The organism is Streptomyces sp. NPDC007945 (assembly GCF_042958885.1).
In the GTDB taxonomy this organism is placed as follows: domain Bacteria; phylum Actinomycetota; class Actinomycetes; order Streptomycetales; family Streptomycetaceae; genus Streptomyces.
Map to the genome: position 1 here is coordinate 587,760 of NZ_JBIBJV010000003.1, position 20,837 is coordinate 608,596.

Consider the following 20,837-nt stretch of genomic DNA (forward strand, 5'->3'; position numbering starts at 1 on the left):
TGGCTGCCCGGGGCTCGGCCGCGTCGTTCGGCCCCTTCTACGGCCCGTTCCAAGGGGCTTCGTGTCCTGGGCCGGGCGGGGCCCCGGGGTCGGGCCTGGCACCAGGGGGTGTCGAGGGCGGCGGGATGGTCCCGTCGGCCGGGGCGGCGGGGGTCTCGGGGGGTGTGGGGGAGGTGCGGAGGAGTTCGGTGAGGAGGCGGATGGCGCCTCGTTTGTGGAGGGGGTCGTTGCCGTTGCCGCACTTGGGGGACTGGATGCAGGAGGGGCAGCCGGCCTCGCACTCGCAGGAGGCGATCGCCTCGCGGGTGGCGGCGAGCCACGCCCGGGCGGTGTGGAAGGCGCGTTCGGCGAACCCGGCGCCGCCGGGGTGGCCGTCGTACACGAAGACCGTCGGCAGCAGGGTGTCCGGGTGGAGCGGGACGGAGACGCCGCCGATGTCCCAGCGGTCGCAGGTGGCGAAGAGCGGAAGCATGCCGATGGAGGCGTGTTCGGCGGCGTGCAGGGCGCCGCCGAGGATCTCCGGGGTGATCCGGGCGGCGTCGAGCTGGTCCTCGGTGACCGTCCACCACACGGCCCGGGTGCGCAGGGTGCGGGGCGGCAGGTCGAGCTTGGTCTCGCCCAGCACCTCGCCCGTGATCAACCGGCGGCGCAGGAAGGAGACGACCTGGTTGGTGACCTCGACGGAGCCGTAGCAGAGGCGGCCGTCGCCCCAGGGGATCTCGGTGTCGGTCTCCAGGACGCGGATGGAGGTGGTGTCGCGGGCGACGGTCGAGTACGGCGGGACGGCCTCTTCGACGAGGGCGACGGAGTCCTCCAGGTCCAGTGTGCGGACCAGATAGGTGCGGCCCTGGTGGAGGTGGACGGCGCCCTCGTGGACGGAGGCGTGGGAGGCGGCCTCGTCGACCGTGCCGAGGAGCCGGCCGGTGCCCTCCTCGACGATTCGGACCGGGCTGCCGCCGCCACCCCGGATGTCGGCGAGGTCGGCGGCCCGCTCGCGGCGGGTCCAGTACCAGCCGCCGGCGCGGCGGCGCAGCAGCCCGGCGCCCTCCAGTTGGGGCATGAGATCGGGCGCGGCGGGGCCGAAGAGGGTCAGGTCGGCGGCGGTGAGGGGGAGTTCGGAGGCGGCGGCGCAGAGGTGGGGGGCGAGGACGTAGGGGTTGTCGGGGTCCAGGACGGTCGACTCGACCGGCTGGTCGAAGATCGCCTCAGGGTGGTGGACGAGGAAGGTGTCCAGCGGATCGTCGCGGGCGATCATGACGGCGAGGGCGCCCTCGCCGGAGCGGCCCGCCCGGCCGGCCTGCTGCCACAGCGAGGCCCGGGTGCCGGGGTAGCCGGCGATGAGGACGGCGTCGAGACCGGAGACGTCCACGCCGAGCTCCAGGGCGGTGGTGGCGGCGAGGCCGAGGAGTTCCCCGGAGTGCAGGGCCCGCTCCAGGGCGCGGCGCTCCTCGGGGAGGTAGCCGCCGCGGTAGGCGGCGACCCGGCGGGCGAGGGCCCGGTCGGTCTCGGCGAGCCGTTCCTGGGCGATCACCGAGATCAGCTCGGCGCCGCGCCGGGAGCGGACGAAGGCGACCGAGCGGACGCCCTGCCGGGTCAGGTCGGTGAGGAGGTCGGCGGTCTCGGCGGTGGCGGTGCGGCGGACGGGCGCGCCCCGCTCGCCCTGGAGTTCGGTGAGGGGCGGCTCCCACAGGGCGAAGACCAGTTCGCCGCGCGGGGAGGCGTCGTCGGAGACCTCGGTGACCGGCAGGCCGGTGAGCCGGCCGGCGGCGCGGGCCGGGTCGGCGGAGGTGGCGGAGGCGAGGAGGAAGACCGGATCGGAGCCGTACCGGGCACACACCCGGCGCAGCCGGCGCAGGACCTGGGCGACGTGGGAGCCGAAGACGCCCCGGTACGTGTGGCACTCGTCGATGACGACGTAGCGCAGTGAACGCAGGAAGGAGGACCACCTGGGGTGGGCGGGCAGGATGCCCCGGTGCAGCATGTCGGGGTTGGTGAGCACGTAGTTCGCGTACTGGCGGACCCACTCGCGTTCCTCGACCGGCGTGTCGCCGTCGTAGACGGCGGGCCGGATCCGGTTGCCGAGCGGGGCGGCCAGTTCGCGGACGGCGCGGCGCTGATCGGCGGCGAGGGCCTTCGTGGGGGAGAGGTAGAGGGCGGTCGCCCCGCGGCCGTTCGCGGCCTCCGAGCCGTCGAGGAGGGCGGAGAGGACGGGGGCGAGGTAGGCGAGCGACTTGCCGGAGGCGGTTCCTGTGGCGATCACCACGGAATCGCCGTCGAGCGCGTGCTCGGCGGCCTCGGCCTGGTGGGCCCAGGGATGCTCGATGCCGGCGTCCCGGATCGCGGCGATCACCTCGGAACGGATGCGGTCCGGCCAGACTGCATGCCGACCCGCCCGAGCGGGCATGTGCTCCATATGAGTGATGCGCGCGGCGCGGCTCTCGCCCGAGGCGAGCCGTTCCAGGACCCGGTGCGGGGAGGGGCGGCTGCCCGTGTCCCCGGCGGGTCGAGCGGTGTGGTGATTCTTGGCCATCGGCACCGAGTGTGTCACCGGCGTGACGGACAATGCTTCCAAGGCGTCGTGCATGGCTGCTGGTAAGTGATTGAATGCCATCGCGGCTGGCGATTCGTTCTCCGACTCCGCCCGGGAGATCCGAGGGGGCGAACGCCCGATAGCAAGGTGCTGGAGGATCCGTGGACCTGTCCCTGTCGACTCGCACTGTGCCCGGAGCTGGCGGCGACCGTACGGTCGTCGAGGTCGGTGGCGAGATTGATGTTTATACCGCGCCCAAGCTGCGCGAGCAGTTGGTCGAGTTGGTGAACGACGGCAGTTACCACCTGGTCGTCGACATGGAGGGAGTGGACTTCCTCGACTCCACCGGCCTCGGTGTGCTCGTGGGTGGCCTGAAGCGCGTGCGTGCGCACGAGGGTTCGCTGCGTCTGGTCTGCAACCAGGAGCGCATCCTCAAGATTTTCCGGATCACGGGCCTCACCAAGGTCTTCCCGATCCACACGTCGGTCGACGAGGCCGTCAACGCGGTCGACTGACCGGGGGACCCCATGGCCACCGTTGAACTCCGCTTCAGCGCCCAGCCCGAGCACGTGCGCACGGCCCGCCTGGTGGCGGCCGCCGTGGCCCGCCGGGCCGGGGTGGACGAGGCGGTCCTCGACGAGGTGCGCCTCGCCGTCGGCGAGGCGTGTTCCCGCGCCGTCGGGCTGCACCGCCTCGGTGGCGTCACCACGCCCATCCGGGTCGTGCTGACCGAGGAGGAGAAGACGTTCTCCATCGAGGTCGGTGACGAGGTGCCCGGTCCGGGCGCCGCCGCCGGTGTTCCCGGCGCGCGCGCCGAGGCCACGGCGGAGGGGTCCGACGAGGGCGACGGCGAGGACGAGATGGGTCTCGCCGTGATCCGCGGGCTCGTCGACGACGTCGAGGTGACCGCCGGCCAGGACGGCGGCACGATCCGGATGAGCTGGCCCACCCCGGCGGAGGCGGACGCGGACGTCCTGTCCTGACCCCTCGCCCCCGGCGGCGCACCTGGAAGTACCCAGACGTGCGCGAAGAGGCCCTGCCCCACGGCAGGGCCTCTCCGCGCTCCCGGGGCCCCGCGACACGCCCGGGCCCCGCCGGGGCCGCTCGTGCCTTTCCGGGGCAAGACGGGCCTCTCGGAGCAGGCCGGTCCTCCCCGGAGCACCACCGGGTCCCTTCGGACCACGAGCGGGTTCCAACGGAGCAGGCCGGTCCTCCCCGGAGCACCGCCGGGTCCCTCCGGACCACGAACGGGTCCGCCGGAGCAGGCGGGTCTCCCCGGAGCAGGGCCGCGGCGTGCCGGATTACGAGCGGGCTCTCTCGGAGCAGGACCGGGTCTCCGGGAGCAGAACCGGGTCCCCCGGAGCAGGACCGGGTCCCCCGGAGCAGGATTCGATCCCCCCTCCCGGATCAGCCGTGCCCATTCCCCCGAGCACGACGGGGGCCTCCGGGATCAGGACGGGTCCCCCAGAGCGGGGCCGGGGCCCCCGCAGCAGGGCCGGGTCCCCCTCCCGGATCACAGCCGGGCCCTTTCCCCGAGGGCGGCCGGGGTTGCCCGAGGCGGTCGGGCCCTTCCCGGGACTAGGTCCGGCGATCCTCCCCTCCGGCAGGGCTTCCGGGGCCTGTCCCGGCGCATCCGTGGCCTCTCCGGGTGCGTCCCGGCGTCTTGTGGTCACGCGCCGGCCGTTCTCAGGGGCAATCGATGGATTCCGGCGGAGTGGCCCTCCGTGATGCCTGATTCGTTGCGGTTGGGCTGCTTATGATCCGTGCTCATGCACCCGGAACCGGAATTGGCCCAGGCCCCCGTCGTCCTTGCCGCGGCGGTGCTCACCAGTGGGAACCGGACGATCGTCGCCGTCATCGCCGGGGTCGCCCTCGCCGCACTGGTCACCGCCCGGCTCTTCGGCCGGCAGGTGCTCAAGGCCGACGAGGGCACCCCGGTGATGCGGCGGATCGCCGCCGCCGTGCAGGAGGGCGCCAACGCCTACCTCGCCCGCCAGCTGCGCACCATCGCGGTCTTCGCCGTCGTGGTCTTCCTGCTGCTCCTCGCGCTGCCCGCCGACTCCTGGTCGCAGCGGGCCGGGCGTTCGCTGTTCTTCCTGGTCGGGGCGTTGTTCTCGGCGGTCACCGGCTACGTCGGGATGCGGCTCGCGGTCCGGGCCAACGTGCGGGTCGCCGCCGCCGCGCGGGAGGCCGCGCCGGCCCCCGGCGAACCCGGCCGGGACCCGGCGGAGGCGGGCCGCAGGGCCCTGCGCATCGCCTTCCGCACCGGCGGCGTCGTCGGCATGTGCACGGTCGGACTGGGGCTGCTCGGGGCCGCCTGCGTCGTTCTCGTCTACGCCGCCGACGCCCCCAAGGTCCTGGAGGGCTTCGGCCTCGGCGCCGCCCTCATCGCCATGTTCATGAGGGTCGGGGGCGGCATCTTCACCAAGGCGGCCGACGTCGGCGCCGACCTCGTCGGCAAGGTCGAGCAGGGCATCCCCGAGGACGACCCGCGCAACGCCGCCACCATCGCCGACAACGTGGGCGACAACGTCGGCGACTGCGCGGGCATGGCCGCCGACCTCTTCGAGTCGTACGCCGTCACCCTGGTCGCCGCCCTCATCCTCGGCAAGACCGCCTTCGGCGACCACGGCCTGGTCTTTCCGCTGGTCGTGCCCGCCATCGGTGTCCTCACCGCCGTCATCGGCGTCCTCGCCGTCGCCCCCCGGCGCTCGGACCGCAGCGCGATGCGCGCCGTCGACCGGGGCTTCTTCGTCTCCGCGGTCGTCTCCCTCGTCCTGGTCGCCGTCGCCGCCTTCGTCTACCTGCCGTCCTCCTACGCCGACCTCGCAGGCGTCACCGAACCCGGCCTGAACGAGCACGGCGGCGACCCCCGGGTCCTCGCCCTGGTCGCCGTCGCCATCGGGATCCTCCTCGCCGCGCTCATCCAGCGGCTCACCGGCTACTTCACCGAGACCGGCCGCCGCCCCGTCCAGGACATCGGCCGCTCCGCGCTCACCGGGCCCGCCACCGTCGTCCTCGCCGGCGTCGCCATCGGCCTGGAGTCCGCGGTGTACGCGGCGCTGCTCATCGCCCTCTCCGTCTACGGGGCCTTCCTGCTCGGCGGCACCTCCGTGATGCTGGCGCTGTTCGCGGTCGCACTCGCCGGAACCGGGCTGCTCACCACGGTCGGCGTGATCGTCGCCATGGACACCTTCGGCCCGGTCGCCGACAACGCGCAGGGCATCGCCGAGATGTCCGGTGAGGTCCGCGGCGCCGGCGCGCAGGTCCTCACCGAGCTCGACGCCGTCGGCAACACCACCAAGGCGATCACCAAGGGCATCGCGATCGCGACCGCCGTCCTCGCCGCCGCCGCGCTCTTCGGCTCGTACCGCGACGCCATTGCCACCGCCGTGGCCGAGGTCGGCGCCAGGGCCGGGGAGTTGACCCTGTCCATGGACATCTCGCAGCCCAACAACCTCGTCGGGCTGATCCTCGGCGCCGCCGTCGTCTTCCTCTTCTCCGGACTGGCAGTCAACGCGGTCTCCCGGTCCGCCGGTTCGGTCGTGTACGAGGTGCGGCGGCAGTTCCGCGAGCACCCCGGGATCATGGACGGCACCGAACTCCCCGAGTACGGCCGGGTCGTCGACATCTGCACCAAGGACGCGCTGCGCGAGCTCGCCACGCCCGGGCTGCTCGCCGTCACCGCTCCCGTCGCGGTCGGCTTCGCGCTGGGCGTCGGCCCGCTCGGCGCGTACCTCGCCGGGGCGATCGGCACCGGCGCGCTGATGGCCGTCTTCCTCGCCAACTCCGGTGGCGCCTGGGACAACGCGAAGAAGCTGGTCGAGGACGGCAACCACGGCGGCAAGGGCAGTCCGGCGCACGAGGCGACCGTGATCGGCGACACGGTGGGCGACCCGTTCAAGGACACCGCGGGACCGGCGATCAACCCGCTCCTCAAGGTGATGAACCTGGTGGCGCTGCTGATCGCCCCGGCCGTGGTGCGCTTCGGTCACGGCGAGGACGCGAACCCCTGGGCGCGGGCCGGGATCGCCGTCCTCGCGCTGCTCGTCGTGACCCTCGCGATCCGCGCCACCAAGCGCCGTCCGGTGGCCGTCGCCTGACGTGGCGTCCGTCTCATTTCGCGGACGTGCGGACCGCCCGCAGGCCGGGCGCCCCTTGGGTCAAACGGATTCAACACGGGAGGAATCCCTCGTACGAAAGGTGGAAGTCGTCCGCGCGGCGTGTATGTTCCGGGGCCGAGAGTCTTGGAAGGGACCGATCCGGTGAACAAGAAGCTTGCGGCAGCGCTGTCCGGCGGCGCGGTACTGATGCTCGTGCTGTCCGGTTGCAGCGAGGACGAGGGCGACAAGGTGACCGACTGGGCCAAGTCGTTCTGCGACCAGGCCAAGCCGCAGATCCAGAAGCGGGCCGACGCCCACCAGATCATCATCTCGACCGCGGCCGACAGCCGTCCGGCGGAGATCCAGGCCGCCGACTCCAAGGCGTTCAAGGACATCGCCGACGCGGACCGGGCGCTGGCCAAGGCCGTGGAGAGCGCCGGCGTCCCGCCGGTCGAGAACGGCGAGAAGGTCCAGAAGGACGTCGTCGCCGAGCTCAACTCGACCGCCGTCGCCTATGACGGGCTGAAGAAGCAGGTCGACGCGCTGGACCCGACGAACCAGCAGAAGTTCGCCGAGGGCCTGAAGGACGTCGCCGACGGCCTCACCAAGATCGAGAAGATGGACCAGAACGCGCTGGCCAACCTGGAGAACGGCGAGCTCGGCAAGGCGATGGCCCAGCAGCCCGGCTGCCAGAAGCCGACCCCGTCGGTCCCGAGGACGCCGTCCGGCTCCGCGTCCCCGAAGGCGGGCGCCACGGCCACGCCTACCGCCACGCCCACCGCTACGGCCACGACCTCCGCCTCGCCGAAGGCGACGGCCTCGGCGTCCGCGGAGTCCTGACCTCCGCGCCTCGGCGTCTCCGCACCAGCGCGTCTCGGCACCTCCGCGCCTCGGCATCTCGGCGTCTCCGCACAGGAGTCCCGGCCCTGCGCAGGAGTCCCGGCCTCCGCACAGGAGTCCTGACCCCGCGCAGGAGTCCCGGCCCCGCGTCTTCCCCGCAGGAGGCCTGTCCTGCGCACCGTCGTACGGGTGTTCGTGACGGCCGGCATCGGGCATCCCGGTGCCGGCCGTCGGGCTGTCGGCGACCGGGATGCCGGGGGCGGCCGTCACAATGGAGCACGTGAGTACGACCAGCCTGACCACCAGCCTCCCGGTGCCCGCGCACGCCGCCCGAGTGCGCGAGGCCCTGCTCGCCGCGGACTTCACCGCCGACGGTCTGCTCGACCGGCTCGGCGCCCCCGCCTACGCCGCGCTCGCCCGCAGCGAGACCGTGCCCGCCCTGCGCGCCACCCGTGGCGACTCCCCGCTGGAGACCCTCGTCCGGCTCTTCCTGCTCCAGGAGGCCGTCGAGCCCGCCCGCGCCGCCGCCGCCCTCCCGCTGGAGGAGGCCCTGGCCGACGGCTGGGTGGTCGAGGAGGACGGCGCCGTGCGCGCGACCGTCGACGTCCGGCCGTACGGCGGACCTGACGGCGAGGACTGGTTCATCGTCTCCGACCTGGGCTGCGCCGTCGGCGGCGCCGGCGGCATCGGCAGCAAGGAGGAGGGCGTGGTCCTCGGGGTCGGCGGCGCCTCCACCACGCTCGCCGGCATCACCGTCCGCACCCCGGTCGCCGCCGCGCTCGACCTCGGCACCGGCTCCGGCATCCAGGCCCTGCACGCCGCCCGGCACTCCACCCTGGTCACCGCCACCGACCTCAACCCCCGGGCCCTGGACTTCACCCGGCTGACGCTCGCGCTCTCCGGGGCGCGGGAGGCCGAGCTCCTGGAGGGTTCGCTCTACGAGCCGGTGGACGGCGACACGTACGACCTGGTCGTCTCCAACCCGCCGTTCGTGATCTCCCCCGGCGCCGGACTCACCTACCGGGACGGCGGGATGAGCGGCGACGACCTGTGCCGGACCCTCGTCCAGCAGGCCGGCGACCGGCTGAACGACGGGGGGTACGCGCAGTTCCTCGCCAACTGGCAGCACGTCGAGGGGGAGGAGTGGCAGGACCGGCTCCGCTCCTGGGTGCCGCGCGGCTGCGACGCCTGGATCGTCCAGCGCGAGGTGCAGGACATCACCCAGTACACCGAGCTGTGGCTGCGGGACAGCGGCGACCACCGGGGCGACCCCGGGGCGTACCGGGCGGCGTACGACCGCTGGATGGACGCCTTCGAGGCGAGCGGGACCAAGGCCATCGGCTTCGGCTGGATCACGCTGCGGCGCCACCCGGCGGTGGCCGCGGGCGAGACCGAGCCGTCCATCGTCATCGAGGAGTGGCCGCACCCCGTCGAGCAGCCGCTCGGCCCGACGGTGCGCGCCCACTTCGAGCGCCAGGACTACCTGCGGAGCCACGACGACGCCGCTCTGCTCGCGGACAGCTTCACCCTCGCCCCCGAGGTCGTCCAGGAGCAGGTCGGGCTGCCCGGCGCCGAGGACCCCGAGCACGTCGTCCTCCGGCAGAACCGGGGCATGCGCCGGGCCACCCGGGTCGACCACGTGGGCGCCGGCTTCGCGGGCGTCTGCGACGGCTCCCTCAGCGCCGGCCGCATCCTCGACGCGATCGCCCAGCTCATGGGCGAGGACCCGGTGCTGCTGCGGGACCGCACCCCGCAGGCCATCCGGCTCCTCGTGGAAGAGGGCTTCCTCACGCCGGAGTCTCTCCTTCCGGACGAGAAGCCGACCGCGGAGTAGTCCGCGAGGCCGTCACGACCGGCCCGCCACCAGACCGCGCAGCGGTCGGGAGCGGTCCGGGAGCGGTCGGCGGCGTGGCACGGGGCCGTCGTAGAGCTGCCCCGGGCCGTGCCGTGCCCATCCCCCGACCCGCCACGGCACAGCCCGAGCCCGCACCGCAGCGGAAGCCCGTGACCCCGGCGCCGGAGCGGGAGCCGGCCCCGTGCCCCCGCCCCGTGCCCCCGTCCCCCTGACCCCGCCCCCCCGTCCCCCGCCGGAGCATGCCGGAGTAGTCCGCCACTACCGGCCATCTTCGTGAAACCGGACGGTCCGGCCCGCGTCGTTCACCCCGAATTCGCGTCCGTGACGCCGGGAGGTGTCAGCCTCCCCTCGGGAGACACACATCGCGCGGGACGGCGCCGGGACGGAAAGCGGGTACGGGCATGGAGAGCGGGCCGGCGATCTTCGCGGGAGCGGCGTTCACGCTGTTCGGAGGCGCGCTGCTGTTGTGGACGACCGTCCGGGTGCGGCACGGCGAGCCGGTCGCGCTCGGCGTCGCGCCCCGTGTCGCCGCCACCTTCGGGGGCCTCGCCGGCGCGCTCTTCCTGGGTCTCGGCCTCTGGTGCTTCGGCCGCCTCTGAGACCCGCCCCACAGTGAACCGCCCCGCCGGTCCGGCAGTCCGGGCGGCAGGAAGGGCAGGAGTCGGGTTACCGTTCGAGTGGCCGTTGCGGGCTTTCCCCGTTTGACACGGGGGCGGGTTGTACCGTCACACTCCGCAGCGACGCCAGCGCCACCATGCGTGTCGCTGACGTGCGTGCCAGCGCAGACCGCGTCGACCGGAGAGAAGAGCGAAGTTGTCCCCGACCAGCGAGACCGCACACGGCGGCCGCCGACTCGTCATCGTCGAGTCGCCTGCCAAGGCGAAGACGATCAAGGGCTACCTCGGCCCCGGCTATGTCGTCGAGGCGAGCGTCGGGCACATCCGTGACCTCCCCAGCGGCGCCGCCGAGGTGCCGGAGAAGTACACCGGCGAGGTGCGCCGCCTCGGCGTCGACGTCGAGCACGACTTCCAGCCCATCTACGTCGTCAACGCGGACAAGAAGGCGCAGGTCAAGAAGCTCAAGGAGCTGCTGGCCGAGTCCGACGAGCTCTTCCTCGCCACCGATGAGGACCGCGAGGGCGAGGCCATCGCGTGGCACCTCCAGGAAGTCCTCAAGCCCAAGGTCCCCGTCCACCGGATGGTCTTCCACGAGATCACCAAGGACGCGATCCGCGCGGCCGTCGCCAACCCGCGCGAGCTGAACCAGCGGATGGTCGACGCCCAGGAGACCCGCCGCATCCTCGACCGCCTGTACGGCTACGAGGTCTCGCCGGTCCTGTGGAAGAAGGTCATGCCGAAGCTGTCGGCGGGCCGCGTGCAGTCCGTCGCCACCCGCCTCGTCGTCGAGCGCGAGCGCGAGCGCATCGCCTTCCGCTCCGCCGAGTACTGGGACCTCACCGGCACCTTCTCCACCGGCCGCGCCGGCGACCCCTCCGACCCGTCCTCCCTCACCGCCCGCCTCGCCGCGGTCGACGGCAAGCGCGTGGCGCAGGGCCGTGACTTCGGCGCCGACGGCCGGCTGAAGAGCGACAGCGTGCTCCACCTCGACGAGGCGAACGCCCGCGCGCTCGCGGCCTCCCTCGCCGACACCCGCTTCACCGTCCGCTCGGTCGAGTCGAAGCCGTACCGCCGCTCCCCGTACGCGCCCTTCCGCACCACCACCCTCCAGCAGGAGGCCAGCCGCAAGCTCGGCTTCGGCGCGAAGGCGACCATGCAGGTGGCGCAGAAGCTGTACGAGAACGGCTTCATCACCTACATGCGTACGGACTCCACCGTGCTCTCCGACACCGCCGTCGCCGCGGCCCGCGCCCAGGTGACGCAGCTGTACGGCGCCGACTACCTGCCGGAGAAGCCGCGCGTCTACGCCGGGAAGGTCAAGAACGCGCAGGAGGCGCACGAGGCGATCCGGCCTTCGGGCGATCGTTTCCGCACCCCGGCCGAGACCGGCCTCACGGGCGACCAGTTCAAGCTGTACGAGCTCATCTGGAAGCGGACCGTCGCCTCCCAGATGAAGGACGCCACCGGCAACTCGGTCACCGTCAAGATCGGCGGCGGCTCCGCCGACGGCCGCGACGCCGAGTTCTCGGCCTCCGGCAAGACGATCACCTTCCACGGCTTCATGAAGGCCTACGTGGAGGGCGCCGACGACCCGAACGCCGAGCTCGACGACCGCGAGCGGCGCCTGCCGCAGGTCGCCGAGGGCGACGCGCTCGCCGCCGAGGAGATCACCGCCGACGGCCACGCCACCAAGCCGCCCGCCCGCTACACCGAGGCCACCCTGGTCAAGGAGCTGGAAGAGCGCGAGATCGGCCGCCCGTCGACGTACGCCTCGATCATCGGCACCATCCTCGACCGCGGCTACGTCTTCAAGAAGGGCACGGCCCTCGTGCCGTCCTTCCTCTCCTTCGCCGTGGTCAACCTCCTGGAGAAGCACTTCGGCCGGCTCGTCGACTACGACTTCACCGCGCGCATGGAGGACGACCTCGACCGCATCGCCCGCGGCGAGGCCCAGTCCGTGCCGTGGCTGAAGCGCTTCTACTTCGGCGAGGGCGACGTGTCCGGCGCCGCCGCGGCCGATGCCGGGAACGGCGACGGCGACCACCTCGGCGGCCTCAAGGAGCTCGTCACCGACCTCGGTGCCATCGACGCCCGCGAGATCTCCTCCTTCCCCGTCGGCGACGGCATCGTGCTCCGCGTCGGCCGCTACGGCGCCTACGTCGAGCGCGGCGAGCGGGAGCAGGAGGGCTACCAGAAGGCCGACGTCCCCGAGGACCTCGCGCCCGACGAGCTCACCGTGGAGTACGCGGAGGAGCTGCTCGCCAGGCCGAGCGGCGACTTCGAGCTCGGCACCGACCCGGTCAGCGGCCACCAGATCGTCGCCAAGGCCGGCCGGTACGGCCCGTACGTGACGGAGATCCTCCCCGAGGACACCCCGAAGACCGGCAAGAACGCGGTCAAGCCGCGCACCGCCTCCCTCTTCAAGACGATGTCCCTGGACACCGTCACCCTGGAGGAGGCCCTCCAGCTGATGTCGCTGCCGCGCGTCGTCGGCACCGACGCCGAGGGCGTCGAGATCACCGCGCAGAACGGCCGGTACGGCCCGTACCTGAAGAAGGGCACCGACTCGCGGTCGCTGACCAGCGAGGACCAGCTCTTCAGCATCACGCTGGAGGAGGCGCTGGCGATCTACGCCCAGCCCAAGCAGCGTGGCCGGGCCGCCGCCAAGCCGCCGCTGAAGGAACTCGGCACCGACCCCGTCAGCGAGAAGCCCGTGGTCGTCAAGGACGGCCGCTTCGGCCCGTACGTGACGGACGGCGAGACCAACGCGACCCTGCGCACCGGCGACAGCGTCGAGACGATCACGCCGGAGCGCGGCTACGAGCTGCTCGCCGAGAAGCGCGCCAAGGGACCGGCGAAGAAGACCGCCAAGAAGGCCCCGGCGAAGAAGACCGCGGCCAAGAAGACGGCCGCCAAGAAGACCGCCGCGAAGAAGACCACGGCGGCGAAGAAGACGACGACGGCGGCCAAGAAGACCACGGCCGCCAAGACCACGGCCGCCAAGAAGACGGCCGCGAAGAAGACCGCGGCCGCGCAGCCGGAGTAGTCCGGGGCGGGGCGGTCGGCGGCGACGCCGGGGAAGGGCGGGAGCGCGGCTCCCGCCCTTCCTACGTTTGTTCGGCCGAGGCCCCGGTGAGCCGAGCCGTCCGGATAGGGTGGACGGATGACGCGAGCAGAGCAGCCAGAGCTTCTGGGCGACTCCGAAGCCGCACCCGCCCCCGGCGCCGCCCCCGTCTTCGACGCGGCCCTCGTCGCGGATTCCCGGGAGCGGGCCGTGAAGGCCCTCGTACGCCACCAGCCGCTGCGCCGGCTGTGGAGCGCGCAGGTCGTCGGCGGCGTCGGAGACGCCCTCGCCCTCCTCGTCCTCGTCCTGCTCGGCCTCCAGGCCGCGCTGACCGAGGGCGCCTTCGGCGGCGGCTACCGCGGCGCGGCCTTCGCCGTCGCCGCCGTCGTCGGCGCCCGGCTGCTCGCCACCGTCCTCTTCGGCGCCGTCCTGCTCGGCCCGCTCACCGCCCTCACCGCGCCCGGCGCCGCCCTCGACCGGCGGTGGACCATGATCGGCGCCGACGGGCTGCGGATCGCGCTCCTCGTCATCGCGCCCCTGTGGATCGACTGGACCCCCGGCAGCGCCCTGTGGTTCCTGCTCGGCACCGTCTTCCTGACCGGCGCCGCCGAACGCCTCTGGACCGTCTGCCGCGACGGCGCCGCGCCCGCGCTGCTGCCCGCCGCGCCCGTCGAGGGCGACGCCGTCCGGCCGCTCCCCGACCACCTCGGCGCCCTGCGCACGCTCACCCAGCGCACCGCCTTCCTCGCCGTCCCGGCCGCCGCCGCCGTCCTGCTCGCCGCCACCCTGGTCGGCAACCTGCTGGGCTCCGGCATCGACTGGTTCTCGCTCCACCAGGCCGCCCTCGGCGCCTACGTCGCCGCCGGCCTCTTCGGCGCCTCCGTCAGCGTCCTCGCCGCGATCACCCTCCCCGGCGGACAGACCCCGCGCCCCCGCTCGCCCCTGGAGGGCCTGCGCCGCACCGGAGCGGCGGGCAAGGGCCGCACCGGAGCCGTACCGCTGCTCGTCCTGGCCTGCGCCACCGTCGCCGCCGCCATCGGCGCGGCCGCCTCGCTCGCCGCCCTGCACGCCTACGACCTCGGCGGCGGACCCGTCACCTACGCCCTGCTGGTGCTCGCGCTCAGCGGCGCCACCGCCGTCGGCATCCGCACGGCCCGCTCCGTGCTCCCCGTGCTGTCCCGGCGCCGGCTGCTCGCCCTCGCCCTCACCGTCACGGGCATCGCCCTGATCGCCGTCGGCCTCGTGCCCGACACCGCGACCGTGCTGTTCCTCGCGACCCTCGCCGGGTACGCGGCCGGGGTCGCCGCCAACACCGGGCACACCCTCATCGACCAGGAGACCGAGGAGCCGGGCCGGGAGCGCACCACCGCGCACCTCCAGGCCACCGCCCGCGTCGGCATCGCCGTCGGCGCGCTCGCCGCGCCGCTGCTCGCCGCCGCGATCGGCCCGCACCGCTTCGTCTCCGGCTCCGGGAAGTTCGTCTTCGACCACGGCGGCGCGGCCTTCACCCTCGCCCTCGTCGGCGCCCTGCTGCTGCCCGTCGCCGCGCTCGTCCTCGCGAAGACCGACGACCGCGCGGGCGTCCCGCTCCGCCGCGACCTGCGCGACGCGCTGCGCGGCGCCGACCCCGCCCAGGCCCCGGCCGCCACCGGCTTCTTCATCGCCCTGGAGGGCGGCGACGGCGCCGGCAAGTCCACCCAGGTCCAGGCGCTCGCCGACTGGATCCGCGCCAAGGGCCACGAGGTGGTCGTCACCCGCGAGCCCGGCGCCACCCCCATCGGCAAGCGGCTCCGCTCGATCCTGCTCGACGTCTCCTCCGCCGGGCTGTCCAACCGCGCCGAGGCGCTGCTGTACGCCGCCGACCGCGCCGAGCACGTCGACTCCCTGGTCCGGCCCGCCCTGGAGCGGGGCGCCATCGTCATCTCCGACCGGTACATCGACTCGTCCGTCGCCTACCAAGGCGCCGGCCGCGACCTCTCGCCGACCGAGATCGCCCGCATCTCCCGCTGGGCGACCGGCGGCCTCGTGCCGAACCTGACCGTCCTCCTCGACGTCTCCCCGGAGACGGCCCGGGAGCGGTTCACGGAGGCGCCCGACCGGCTGGAGTCCGAGCCGCCCGAGTTCCACGCGCGCGTGCGGGCCGGTTTCCTCGCCCTCGCCGCCGCCGACCCCAGCCGCTACCTCGTCGTCGACGCCGGGCAGGAGCCCGAGGCCGTCACCACCGTCGTACGCCACCGGCTCGACCGGATGCTGCCCCTCTCCGAGGCCGAGGTGAAGGCCGCGGAGGAGGCACGCCGGAAGGCCGAGGAGGAGGCCCGCCGGAAGGCCGAGGAAGAAGCCGCCCGCAAGGCCGAGGAGGAGCGCCTGGAGCGCGAGCGCCAGGAGCAGCTCGCGAAGCTGCGCGCCGAGGAGGAGGAGCGCAAGCGCCGCGAGGAGGAAGAGGCCCGCAGGCTGGAGGCCGAGCGGCAGGCGGAGGAGGCCCGGCGCAAGGCCGAGGAGGCCCGGATCGCCGCCGAGGAGGAGGCCCGCCGGCGGGCGGCCGAGGAGAAGGCCCGCCGCGAGGAGCAGGAACGCCTCCGCAAGCAGGCGGAGGAGGAGGCCCGGCTCCGCGCCGAGGCCGAGGCGCTCCGCCAGGAGAAGCAGCGCAAGGCCGAGGAGGCACTGCTCCGCGCGGAGGAGGCCCGCCGGGCCGCCGCCGCTGCCGCCGCCGCGAAGGCGGCCGAGGAGGCCGCGGCGCGCGCCGCCGCCGAGCGTGCCGCCGCGGAGGCGGAGGCGGCGGAGCGGCAGGCCGCCGCCGAGCGCGCGGTGGCCGAGCGGGCCGCGGCGCAGAAGGCGGCCGCCGAGCGTGCCGCCGCCGAGCGTGCCGCCGCCGAGCGTGCCGCCGCCGAGCGTGCCGCGTCCGAGGCGTCGGCCGACGAGGTCACCGTCCAGACGCCGGTCGTACGGCTCGGCAAGGACGCCCCCGCGTCGGCGAGCGACTCCGCTCCGGGGAACGGCCGCGCCCCGGGGGACCCCAGGGACCCGAGGGGCCCCGGGGCCTCGCGCGAATCCGCCCCGCCGACGGGCTCCGTCTCGCCGAACGAGGTCACCGTGCCGACGCCCGTCGTACGGCCGGAGGACCCGCGCCGCACCGAGGACGAGACGGCGGTCCTGCCGCGGATCGGCGACCGGGACGTCGACGAGACCGCCGTGCTGCCGCCCGTTCGGGACGGGCGACGGGCGGCCGACCCGGTCGACCGGGTGCCGCAGGACTTCTTCCGGGACGGGACCGGCGCGCGGGGGGCGAACGACGTCACCCGCGAGCTGCCCCAGCTCGACGAGACCGGCCGGCCGCGCCGCCGCTCCGACTGGGCCGAGGAGACCCCGCTGGACGACCTGCCGACCCTCGCCGACGAGCTCTTCGGCGGCTACGACGGCGCCGACGGGGACGACGACGAGCAGGACGGCCGAGGACGCCGCCGCTGAGGCGGCGGGCCTGGCCGGGCTGGCGTCGGTCCGCGCGGGGGCGGGCTGCCGGCCCGCTTCGGGCCGCGGTGTGGGCCCGCTCCGACCGGGTTGACGGTCCGCTTCGGTGCGGGCTGCCGGCCCGCGTCCCGCGTCGGGCCGGGCTGCCGGTCAGCGCCGGGCAGGGTCGCCGGTCGACGCCGGGTGGGCTGACGGTCAACTCCGGGCGGGCTGAGGGTCCGCTTCGGGCGGGGCTCGGTCCGCGCCGGGTGGGCTGACGGTCCGTGTCGGTCGGGCTGATGGCCCGCTCCGGGCCGGGCCGTCGTTCCTGGCCCGGGCTGGGTTGTCGGTGGGCTGCCCCACAATGGAGGGCGTACCTTCAGGAGGGGCAGACATGGCCGTATGGGACGACCTGGTCGGACAGGAGCGGGTCGAGGAGCAGCTCACCGCCGCCGCGCGGGACGCCGACGCGCTCGTCACCGCCCAGGCCGCCGGCGAGTCCGGCCCCGAGGCGTCGAAGATGACGCACGCCTGGCTCTTCACCGGACCGCCCGGCTCGGGCCGGATCGACGCCGCCCGTGCCTTCGCGGCGGCCCTCCAGTGCGTGAGCCCGGACCGGGCGCTCGGCGGGGCGCCCGGCTGCGGCTTCTGCACCGGCTGCCACACGGCCCTCGTCGGCACGCACGCCGACGTGACGACGGTCGCCGCCGTCGGCACCGAGATCCTCGTCAAGGACATGCGCGACACCGTCCGCAAGTCCTTCACCTCCCCGGCCAACGGCCGGTGGCAGATCATCCTCGTCACCGACGCCGAGCGGCTCAACGAGAAGTCGGCCAACGCCGTCCTGAAGGCCGTCGAGGAGCCCGCGCCCCGCACGGTCTGGCTGCTCTGCGCGCCCTCGGTCGAGGACGTGCTGCCGACGATCCGCTCCCGCTGCCGCCTCCTGACCCTGCGCACCCCGCCGGTCGAGGCCGTCGCCGACATGCTGATCCGACGGGACGGCATCGAGCCGGAGCTCGCCCACGCGGCCGCCCGCGCCACCCAGGGCCACGTGGACCGGGCCCGCCGGCTCGCCACGGACGAGCGGGCCAGGGCCCGCCGCGCCGTCGTCCTCAAGCTGCCGCTGCGGGTGGCGGACATCGGCGGCTGCCTGCGGGCGGCGCAGGAGCTGGTGGACGCGGCGGCGGAGGACGCGAAGCAGGTCGCCGAGGAGGTCGACACCAAGGAGACCGAGGAGTTGAAGGCGGCGCTCGGGGCCGCGCAGGGCGGCCGCATGCCGCGCGGCACCGCCGGGATGATGAAGGAGCTGGAGGAGAAGCAGAAGCGCCGCGGCCGCCGCACCCAGCTCGACAGCCTGGACCTCGCGCTCACGGACCTGACCGGCTTCTACCGCGACGTGCTGACGCTCCAGCTGGGCACCGGCTCCGCGCTGGCCAACGAGGACGTGCGGGACGCGGTGGAGCGGATCGCCCGCGACACCACGCCGGAGCGGACCCTGCGCCGGGTGGAGGCCGTCCTCGCCTGCCGCGAGGCGCTGGAGCGGAACGTGGCGCCGCTGCTGGCGGTCGAGGCCATGACGATGGCGCTCCGCGACTGACTGGCGCGGACGGCCGGACGTCACGATTGGACACGGAGTGTGGCCTTCCGGATACGCTCCGGGAATGGACTCCAGGCGTCTCCTCCGCATCTCCGCCACGGCGCTCGCCGCGGCCGGGCTGATCCTCTCCGGCTGTACGGGCGGGAGCGGCGCCGCCGCCCCCGAGCGCCCGGGGTCCGCCGCGGCGCGGCAGGCCGCCGCCTCCCCGGCGCCGTCGCCCGCGGCGCTGAGGAAGTACTACGGCCAGAAGCTCTCCTGGCGGGACTGCGGCGTCCCCGGCTTCCAGTGCGCCACGCTCAGGGCCCCGCTCGACTACGCGAAACCGGACGGCCCCGAGGTGCGGCTCGCCGTCTCCCGGGTGCGGGCCACCGGGCCCGGCGAGCGGATCGGCTCGCTCCTGGTGAACCCGGGCGGGCCGGGCGGCTCGGCCGTCGACTACCTCCAGGGGTACGCAGGCATCGGCTACCCCGAGCCGGTGCGGGCCCGCTACGACGTGGTGGCCGTCGACCCGCGCGGGGTCGGCCGCAGCGAGCCCGTCGACTGCCTGACGGGCCCGGAGATGGACGCGTACACCCAGGTCGACCAGACGCCGGACGACGCGGCGGAGGTAGAGGCGCTGGCCGCCTCCTTCCGGCGGTTCGCGGCCGGCTGCGAGCAGCGGTCCGGCGCGGTCCTGCCGCACGTCTCCACCGTGGAGACGGCCCGCGACATGGACATCCTGCGGGCGGTCCTCGGCGACGCGAAGCTGCACTACGTCGGCGCCTCGTACGGCACCTTCCTCGGCGCCACCTACGCCGAGCTGTTTCCCGGGCGGGTGGGACGGCTCGTCCTCGACGGGGCGATGGACCCGTCGCTGTCGGCGCTCGACCTCAACCGGGACCAGACGGCCGGCTTCGAGACCGCCTTCCGCGCCTTCGCCGCCGACTGCGTCACCCGCCCCGACTGCCCCCTCGGCACCGGGTCGGTCGCCGCGGCCGGGGAGGCCTTGAAGAAGTTCTTCCGCGCCACCGACGCCGACCCGGTCCCCACCGGCGAGAGCCGCGAGCTCGGCGAGTCCCTGGCGACCACCGGCGTCATCGCGGCCATGTACGACGAGGGTGCCTGGCCGCAGCTGCGGGAGGCCCTGACCCGGGCGATCGGCGGCGAGGGCTCCGCGCTCCTGGCGCTCGCCGACAGCTACTACGAGCGGGAGCCGGACGGCTCGTACGCGAACCTCATGTTCGCCAACGCCGCCGTGAACTGCCTCGACCTGCCCCCCGCCTACCGGGACCCGGCCGCCGCCCGGGCCGCCGCCCCCTCCTTCGACAAGGTCTCCCCGGTCTTCGGCACCGGCCTCGCCTGGGCCGCCCTGAACTGCACCTACTGGCCCTCCGAGGCCACCGGCCGCCCGCACCGCATCACCGCCGACGGCGCCGCCCCGATCCTCGTCGTCGGCACCACCCGCGACCCCGCCACCCCCTACAAGTGGGCCGAGTCCCTCGCCGCCCAGCTCTCCTCCGGCACCCTCCTCACCTACGACGGCGACGGCCACACCGCCTACGGCCGCGGCAGCGACTGCGTCGACACCGCCGTCAACACCTACCTCCTCGAAGGCACCCCGCCCACCACCGGCAAGCGCTGCTCCTAGCCAACCCCCGGCGCCGCCCCCTCCGCCCCTGGTCAAAGCACCTCCGGAAACTGTGTAGACTTGGCGACGCTGCTGCACCGACCATGGTGCTGCACGCGGCGCCGCCTTAGCTCAGTTGGCCAGAGCAACGCACTCGTAATGCGTAGGTCTCGGGTTCGAATCCCGAAGGCGGCTCAGAGAAAGGCCAGGTCAGACAGTGTCTGACCTGGCCTTTTCTGTTCCCTGAATATGGGCCGGGCGGTCCCCTGGGGTGGCGCAGGTTTGCTTGCGTGAGCGCTGCGTGAGCGGAGGGGTGGGTTAGGGCCCCGGGGAGCGCCGCATCGTGGAGGCCAGGGCGGAGCGAGCGGCCTGAACGGAATGGCCAACCTGCCCCTCGATGACCTGGCACCCCGCCTCCTATGATCGTTTCACCGCGTTGACATGTCCTAGGGGGAACATGCCGTCACGTCCATCCGCGAGCAGAAGCCAACGTCTCGCCTTCCTCGTACCGCTCGCCATGCTGACGCTCACCGCATGCACCTCAACGCTTCCCGATATGGCGGGCCGTGAGCTGCAAGCCGCCCAGGATGATGCCCAAGAGGCCGGGTTCAACAACCTCACGTCGGAGGATGCACTCGGCCAAGGGCGAGCGCAGGTCTGGGACCGGAACTGGGTGGTCTGCGACCAGGACCCCCAACCGGGGGAGGCGGACCCTGACGAGCTCGTCACTTTCACCGTGGTGAAAACGGACGAGCAGTGCCCTGCCGGCACCCCTGGTTTCAGGGTTCGTCCGGGCGACCAGATGCCAGACCTCGCCGGCATGAACCTGTTCGATGCGGGAGAAGTGCTCGTCCTCGTCAACGGCGTCGAAGACGTGGATGCCACGGGCAAGGGGCGCAGCACCCTCGCTCAGTCGCGTGACTGGAAGGTCTGCTCGCACGAGCCGGCAGCAGGAGAAGTGATCGAGGAAGTGATCTCGCAGATCGGTGAGCCGGTGGAAGATCCCGCCGTCACCCTGCACGTCGTGAAGTCGGACGAGAACTGCCCGTAGGCGAGCTTGCGGGAGCAATTCGTGAGCGGTCTGAGGGAGAGGTACCAACTCAGGCTTGGGGCATGCCGTGGGTACCCTGGGCGCCCTCTATCGGCGGTAGGTGACCGCTACGGCTGCCACGGCAGTCGCC

At 73.8% G+C, this 20,837-nt stretch carries 12 protein-coding genes and 1 tRNA gene; 12 read left to right on the forward strand and 1 reads right to left on the reverse strand.

Annotated elements, in window-relative coordinates:
• Positions 1 to 37: 37 nt before the first annotated feature.
• Positions 38 to 2,611, reverse strand: coding sequence for a DEAD/DEAH box helicase (locus ACFZCF_RS13545; protein ID WP_391286602.1), 2,574 nt, complete (start codon positions 2,609 to 2,611; stop codon positions 38 to 40).
• An 80-nt stretch (positions 2,612 to 2,691) separates the two neighbouring features.
• On the opposite strand from ACFZCF_RS13545, the gene ACFZCF_RS13550 reads away from it, so the two are divergent.
• From ACFZCF_RS13550 to ACFZCF_RS13605, 12 genes are all read left to right on the forward strand, one after another.
• Positions 2,692 to 3,045, forward strand: coding sequence for an STAS domain-containing protein (locus ACFZCF_RS13550; RefSeq protein ID WP_030749286.1), 354 nt, complete (start codon positions 2,692 to 2,694; stop codon positions 3,043 to 3,045).
• Positions 3,046 to 3,057: 12 nt separating this feature from the next.
• Positions 3,058 to 3,513, forward strand: a complete 456-nt coding sequence (locus ACFZCF_RS13555; RefSeq protein WP_391286603.1) for an ATP-binding protein — start codon at positions 3,058 to 3,060, stop codon at positions 3,511 to 3,513.
• Positions 3,514 to 4,299: 786 nt separating this feature from the next.
• Positions 4,300 to 6,633, forward strand: coding sequence for a sodium-translocating pyrophosphatase (locus ACFZCF_RS13560; RefSeq protein WP_391286604.1), 2,334 nt, complete (start codon positions 4,300 to 4,302; stop codon positions 6,631 to 6,633).
• 162 nt (positions 6,634 to 6,795) lie between these two features.
• On the forward strand, positions 6,796 to 7,473 hold the full coding sequence (locus ACFZCF_RS13565) for a small secreted protein (protein ID WP_388443215.1): 678 nt from the start codon (positions 6,796 to 6,798) through the stop codon (positions 7,471 to 7,473).
• 271 nt (positions 7,474 to 7,744) lie between these two features.
• Complete coding sequence (locus ACFZCF_RS13570) at positions 7,745 to 9,307, forward strand: methyltransferase (protein ID WP_391286605.1); 1,563 nt, start codon at positions 7,745 to 7,747, stop codon at positions 9,305 to 9,307.
• Positions 9,308 to 9,729: 422 nt separating this feature from the next.
• Positions 9,730 to 9,927, forward strand: a complete 198-nt coding sequence (locus tag ACFZCF_RS13575) for a hypothetical protein (RefSeq protein WP_388443221.1) — start codon at positions 9,730 to 9,732, stop codon at positions 9,925 to 9,927.
• A gap of 214 nt (positions 9,928 to 10,141) precedes the next feature.
• The gene (topA, locus tag ACFZCF_RS13580) at positions 10,142 to 12,991 is read left to right on the forward strand and encodes a type I DNA topoisomerase (protein ID WP_391286606.1); all 2,850 of its coding nucleotides are present in this window, start codon (positions 10,142 to 10,144) and stop codon (positions 12,989 to 12,991) included.
• Between the two features lie 117 nt (positions 12,992 to 13,108).
• Entirely contained in the window at positions 13,109 to 16,474 is a 3,366-nt protein-coding gene (tmk, locus tag ACFZCF_RS13585; RefSeq protein WP_391286607.1) for a dTMP kinase, read from the forward strand.
• 373 nt (positions 16,475 to 16,847) lie between these two features.
• A complete protein-coding gene (locus ACFZCF_RS13590; protein WP_388443230.1) occupies positions 16,848 to 18,050 on the forward strand; it encodes a DNA polymerase III subunit delta' in 1,203 nt (400 codons plus the stop codon).
• 64 nt (positions 18,051 to 18,114) lie between these two features.
• The gene (locus ACFZCF_RS13595; RefSeq protein WP_391286608.1) at positions 18,115 to 19,677 is read left to right on the forward strand and encodes an alpha/beta fold hydrolase; all 1,563 of its coding nucleotides are present in this window, start codon (positions 18,115 to 18,117) and stop codon (positions 19,675 to 19,677) included.
• 100 nt (positions 19,678 to 19,777) lie between these two features.
• Positions 19,778 to 19,851: transfer RNA gene (locus ACFZCF_RS13600), tRNA-Thr, on the forward strand.
• A 322-nt stretch (positions 19,852 to 20,173) separates the two neighbouring features.
• Positions 20,174 to 20,707 carry a hypothetical protein gene (locus ACFZCF_RS13605; RefSeq protein WP_391286609.1) on the forward strand — a complete coding sequence of 178 codons (534 nt, stop codon included), beginning with the start codon at positions 20,174 to 20,176 and terminating at the stop codon, positions 20,705 to 20,707.
• Positions 20,708 to 20,837: the final 130 nt, after the last annotated feature.

Bases quoted from the DNA above. Each gene is read 5' to 3' on its own strand.
- ACFZCF_RS13545 (WP_391286602.1), bottom strand. From the start codon at position 2,611: ATGGCATTCAATCACTTACCAGCAGCCATGCACGACGCCTTGGAAGCA.
- ACFZCF_RS13555 (WP_391286603.1), top strand. From the start codon at position 3,058: ATGGCCACCGTTGAACTCCGCTTCAGCGCCCAGCCCGAGCACGTGCGC.
- ACFZCF_RS13560 (WP_391286604.1), top strand. From the start codon at position 4,300: ATGCACCCGGAACCGGAATTGGCCCAGGCCCCCGTCGTCCTTGCCGCG.
- ACFZCF_RS13570 (WP_391286605.1), top strand. From the start codon at position 7,745: ATGGAGCACGTGAGTACGACCAGCCTGACCACCAGCCTCCCGGTGCCC.
- ACFZCF_RS13575 (WP_388443221.1), top strand. From the start codon at position 9,730: ATGGAGAGCGGGCCGGCGATCTTCGCGGGAGCGGCGTTCACGCTGTTC.
- tmk (WP_391286607.1), top strand. From the start codon at position 13,109: ATGACGCGAGCAGAGCAGCCAGAGCTTCTGGGCGACTCCGAAGCCGCA.
- ACFZCF_RS13590 (WP_388443230.1), top strand. From the start codon at position 16,848: ATGGCCGTATGGGACGACCTGGTCGGACAGGAGCGGGTCGAGGAGCAG.
- ACFZCF_RS13595 (WP_391286608.1), top strand. From the start codon at position 18,115: ATGGACTCCAGGCGTCTCCTCCGCATCTCCGCCACGGCGCTCGCCGCG.
- ACFZCF_RS13605 (WP_391286609.1), top strand. From the start codon at position 20,174: ATGCTGACGCTCACCGCATGCACCTCAACGCTTCCCGATATGGCGGGC.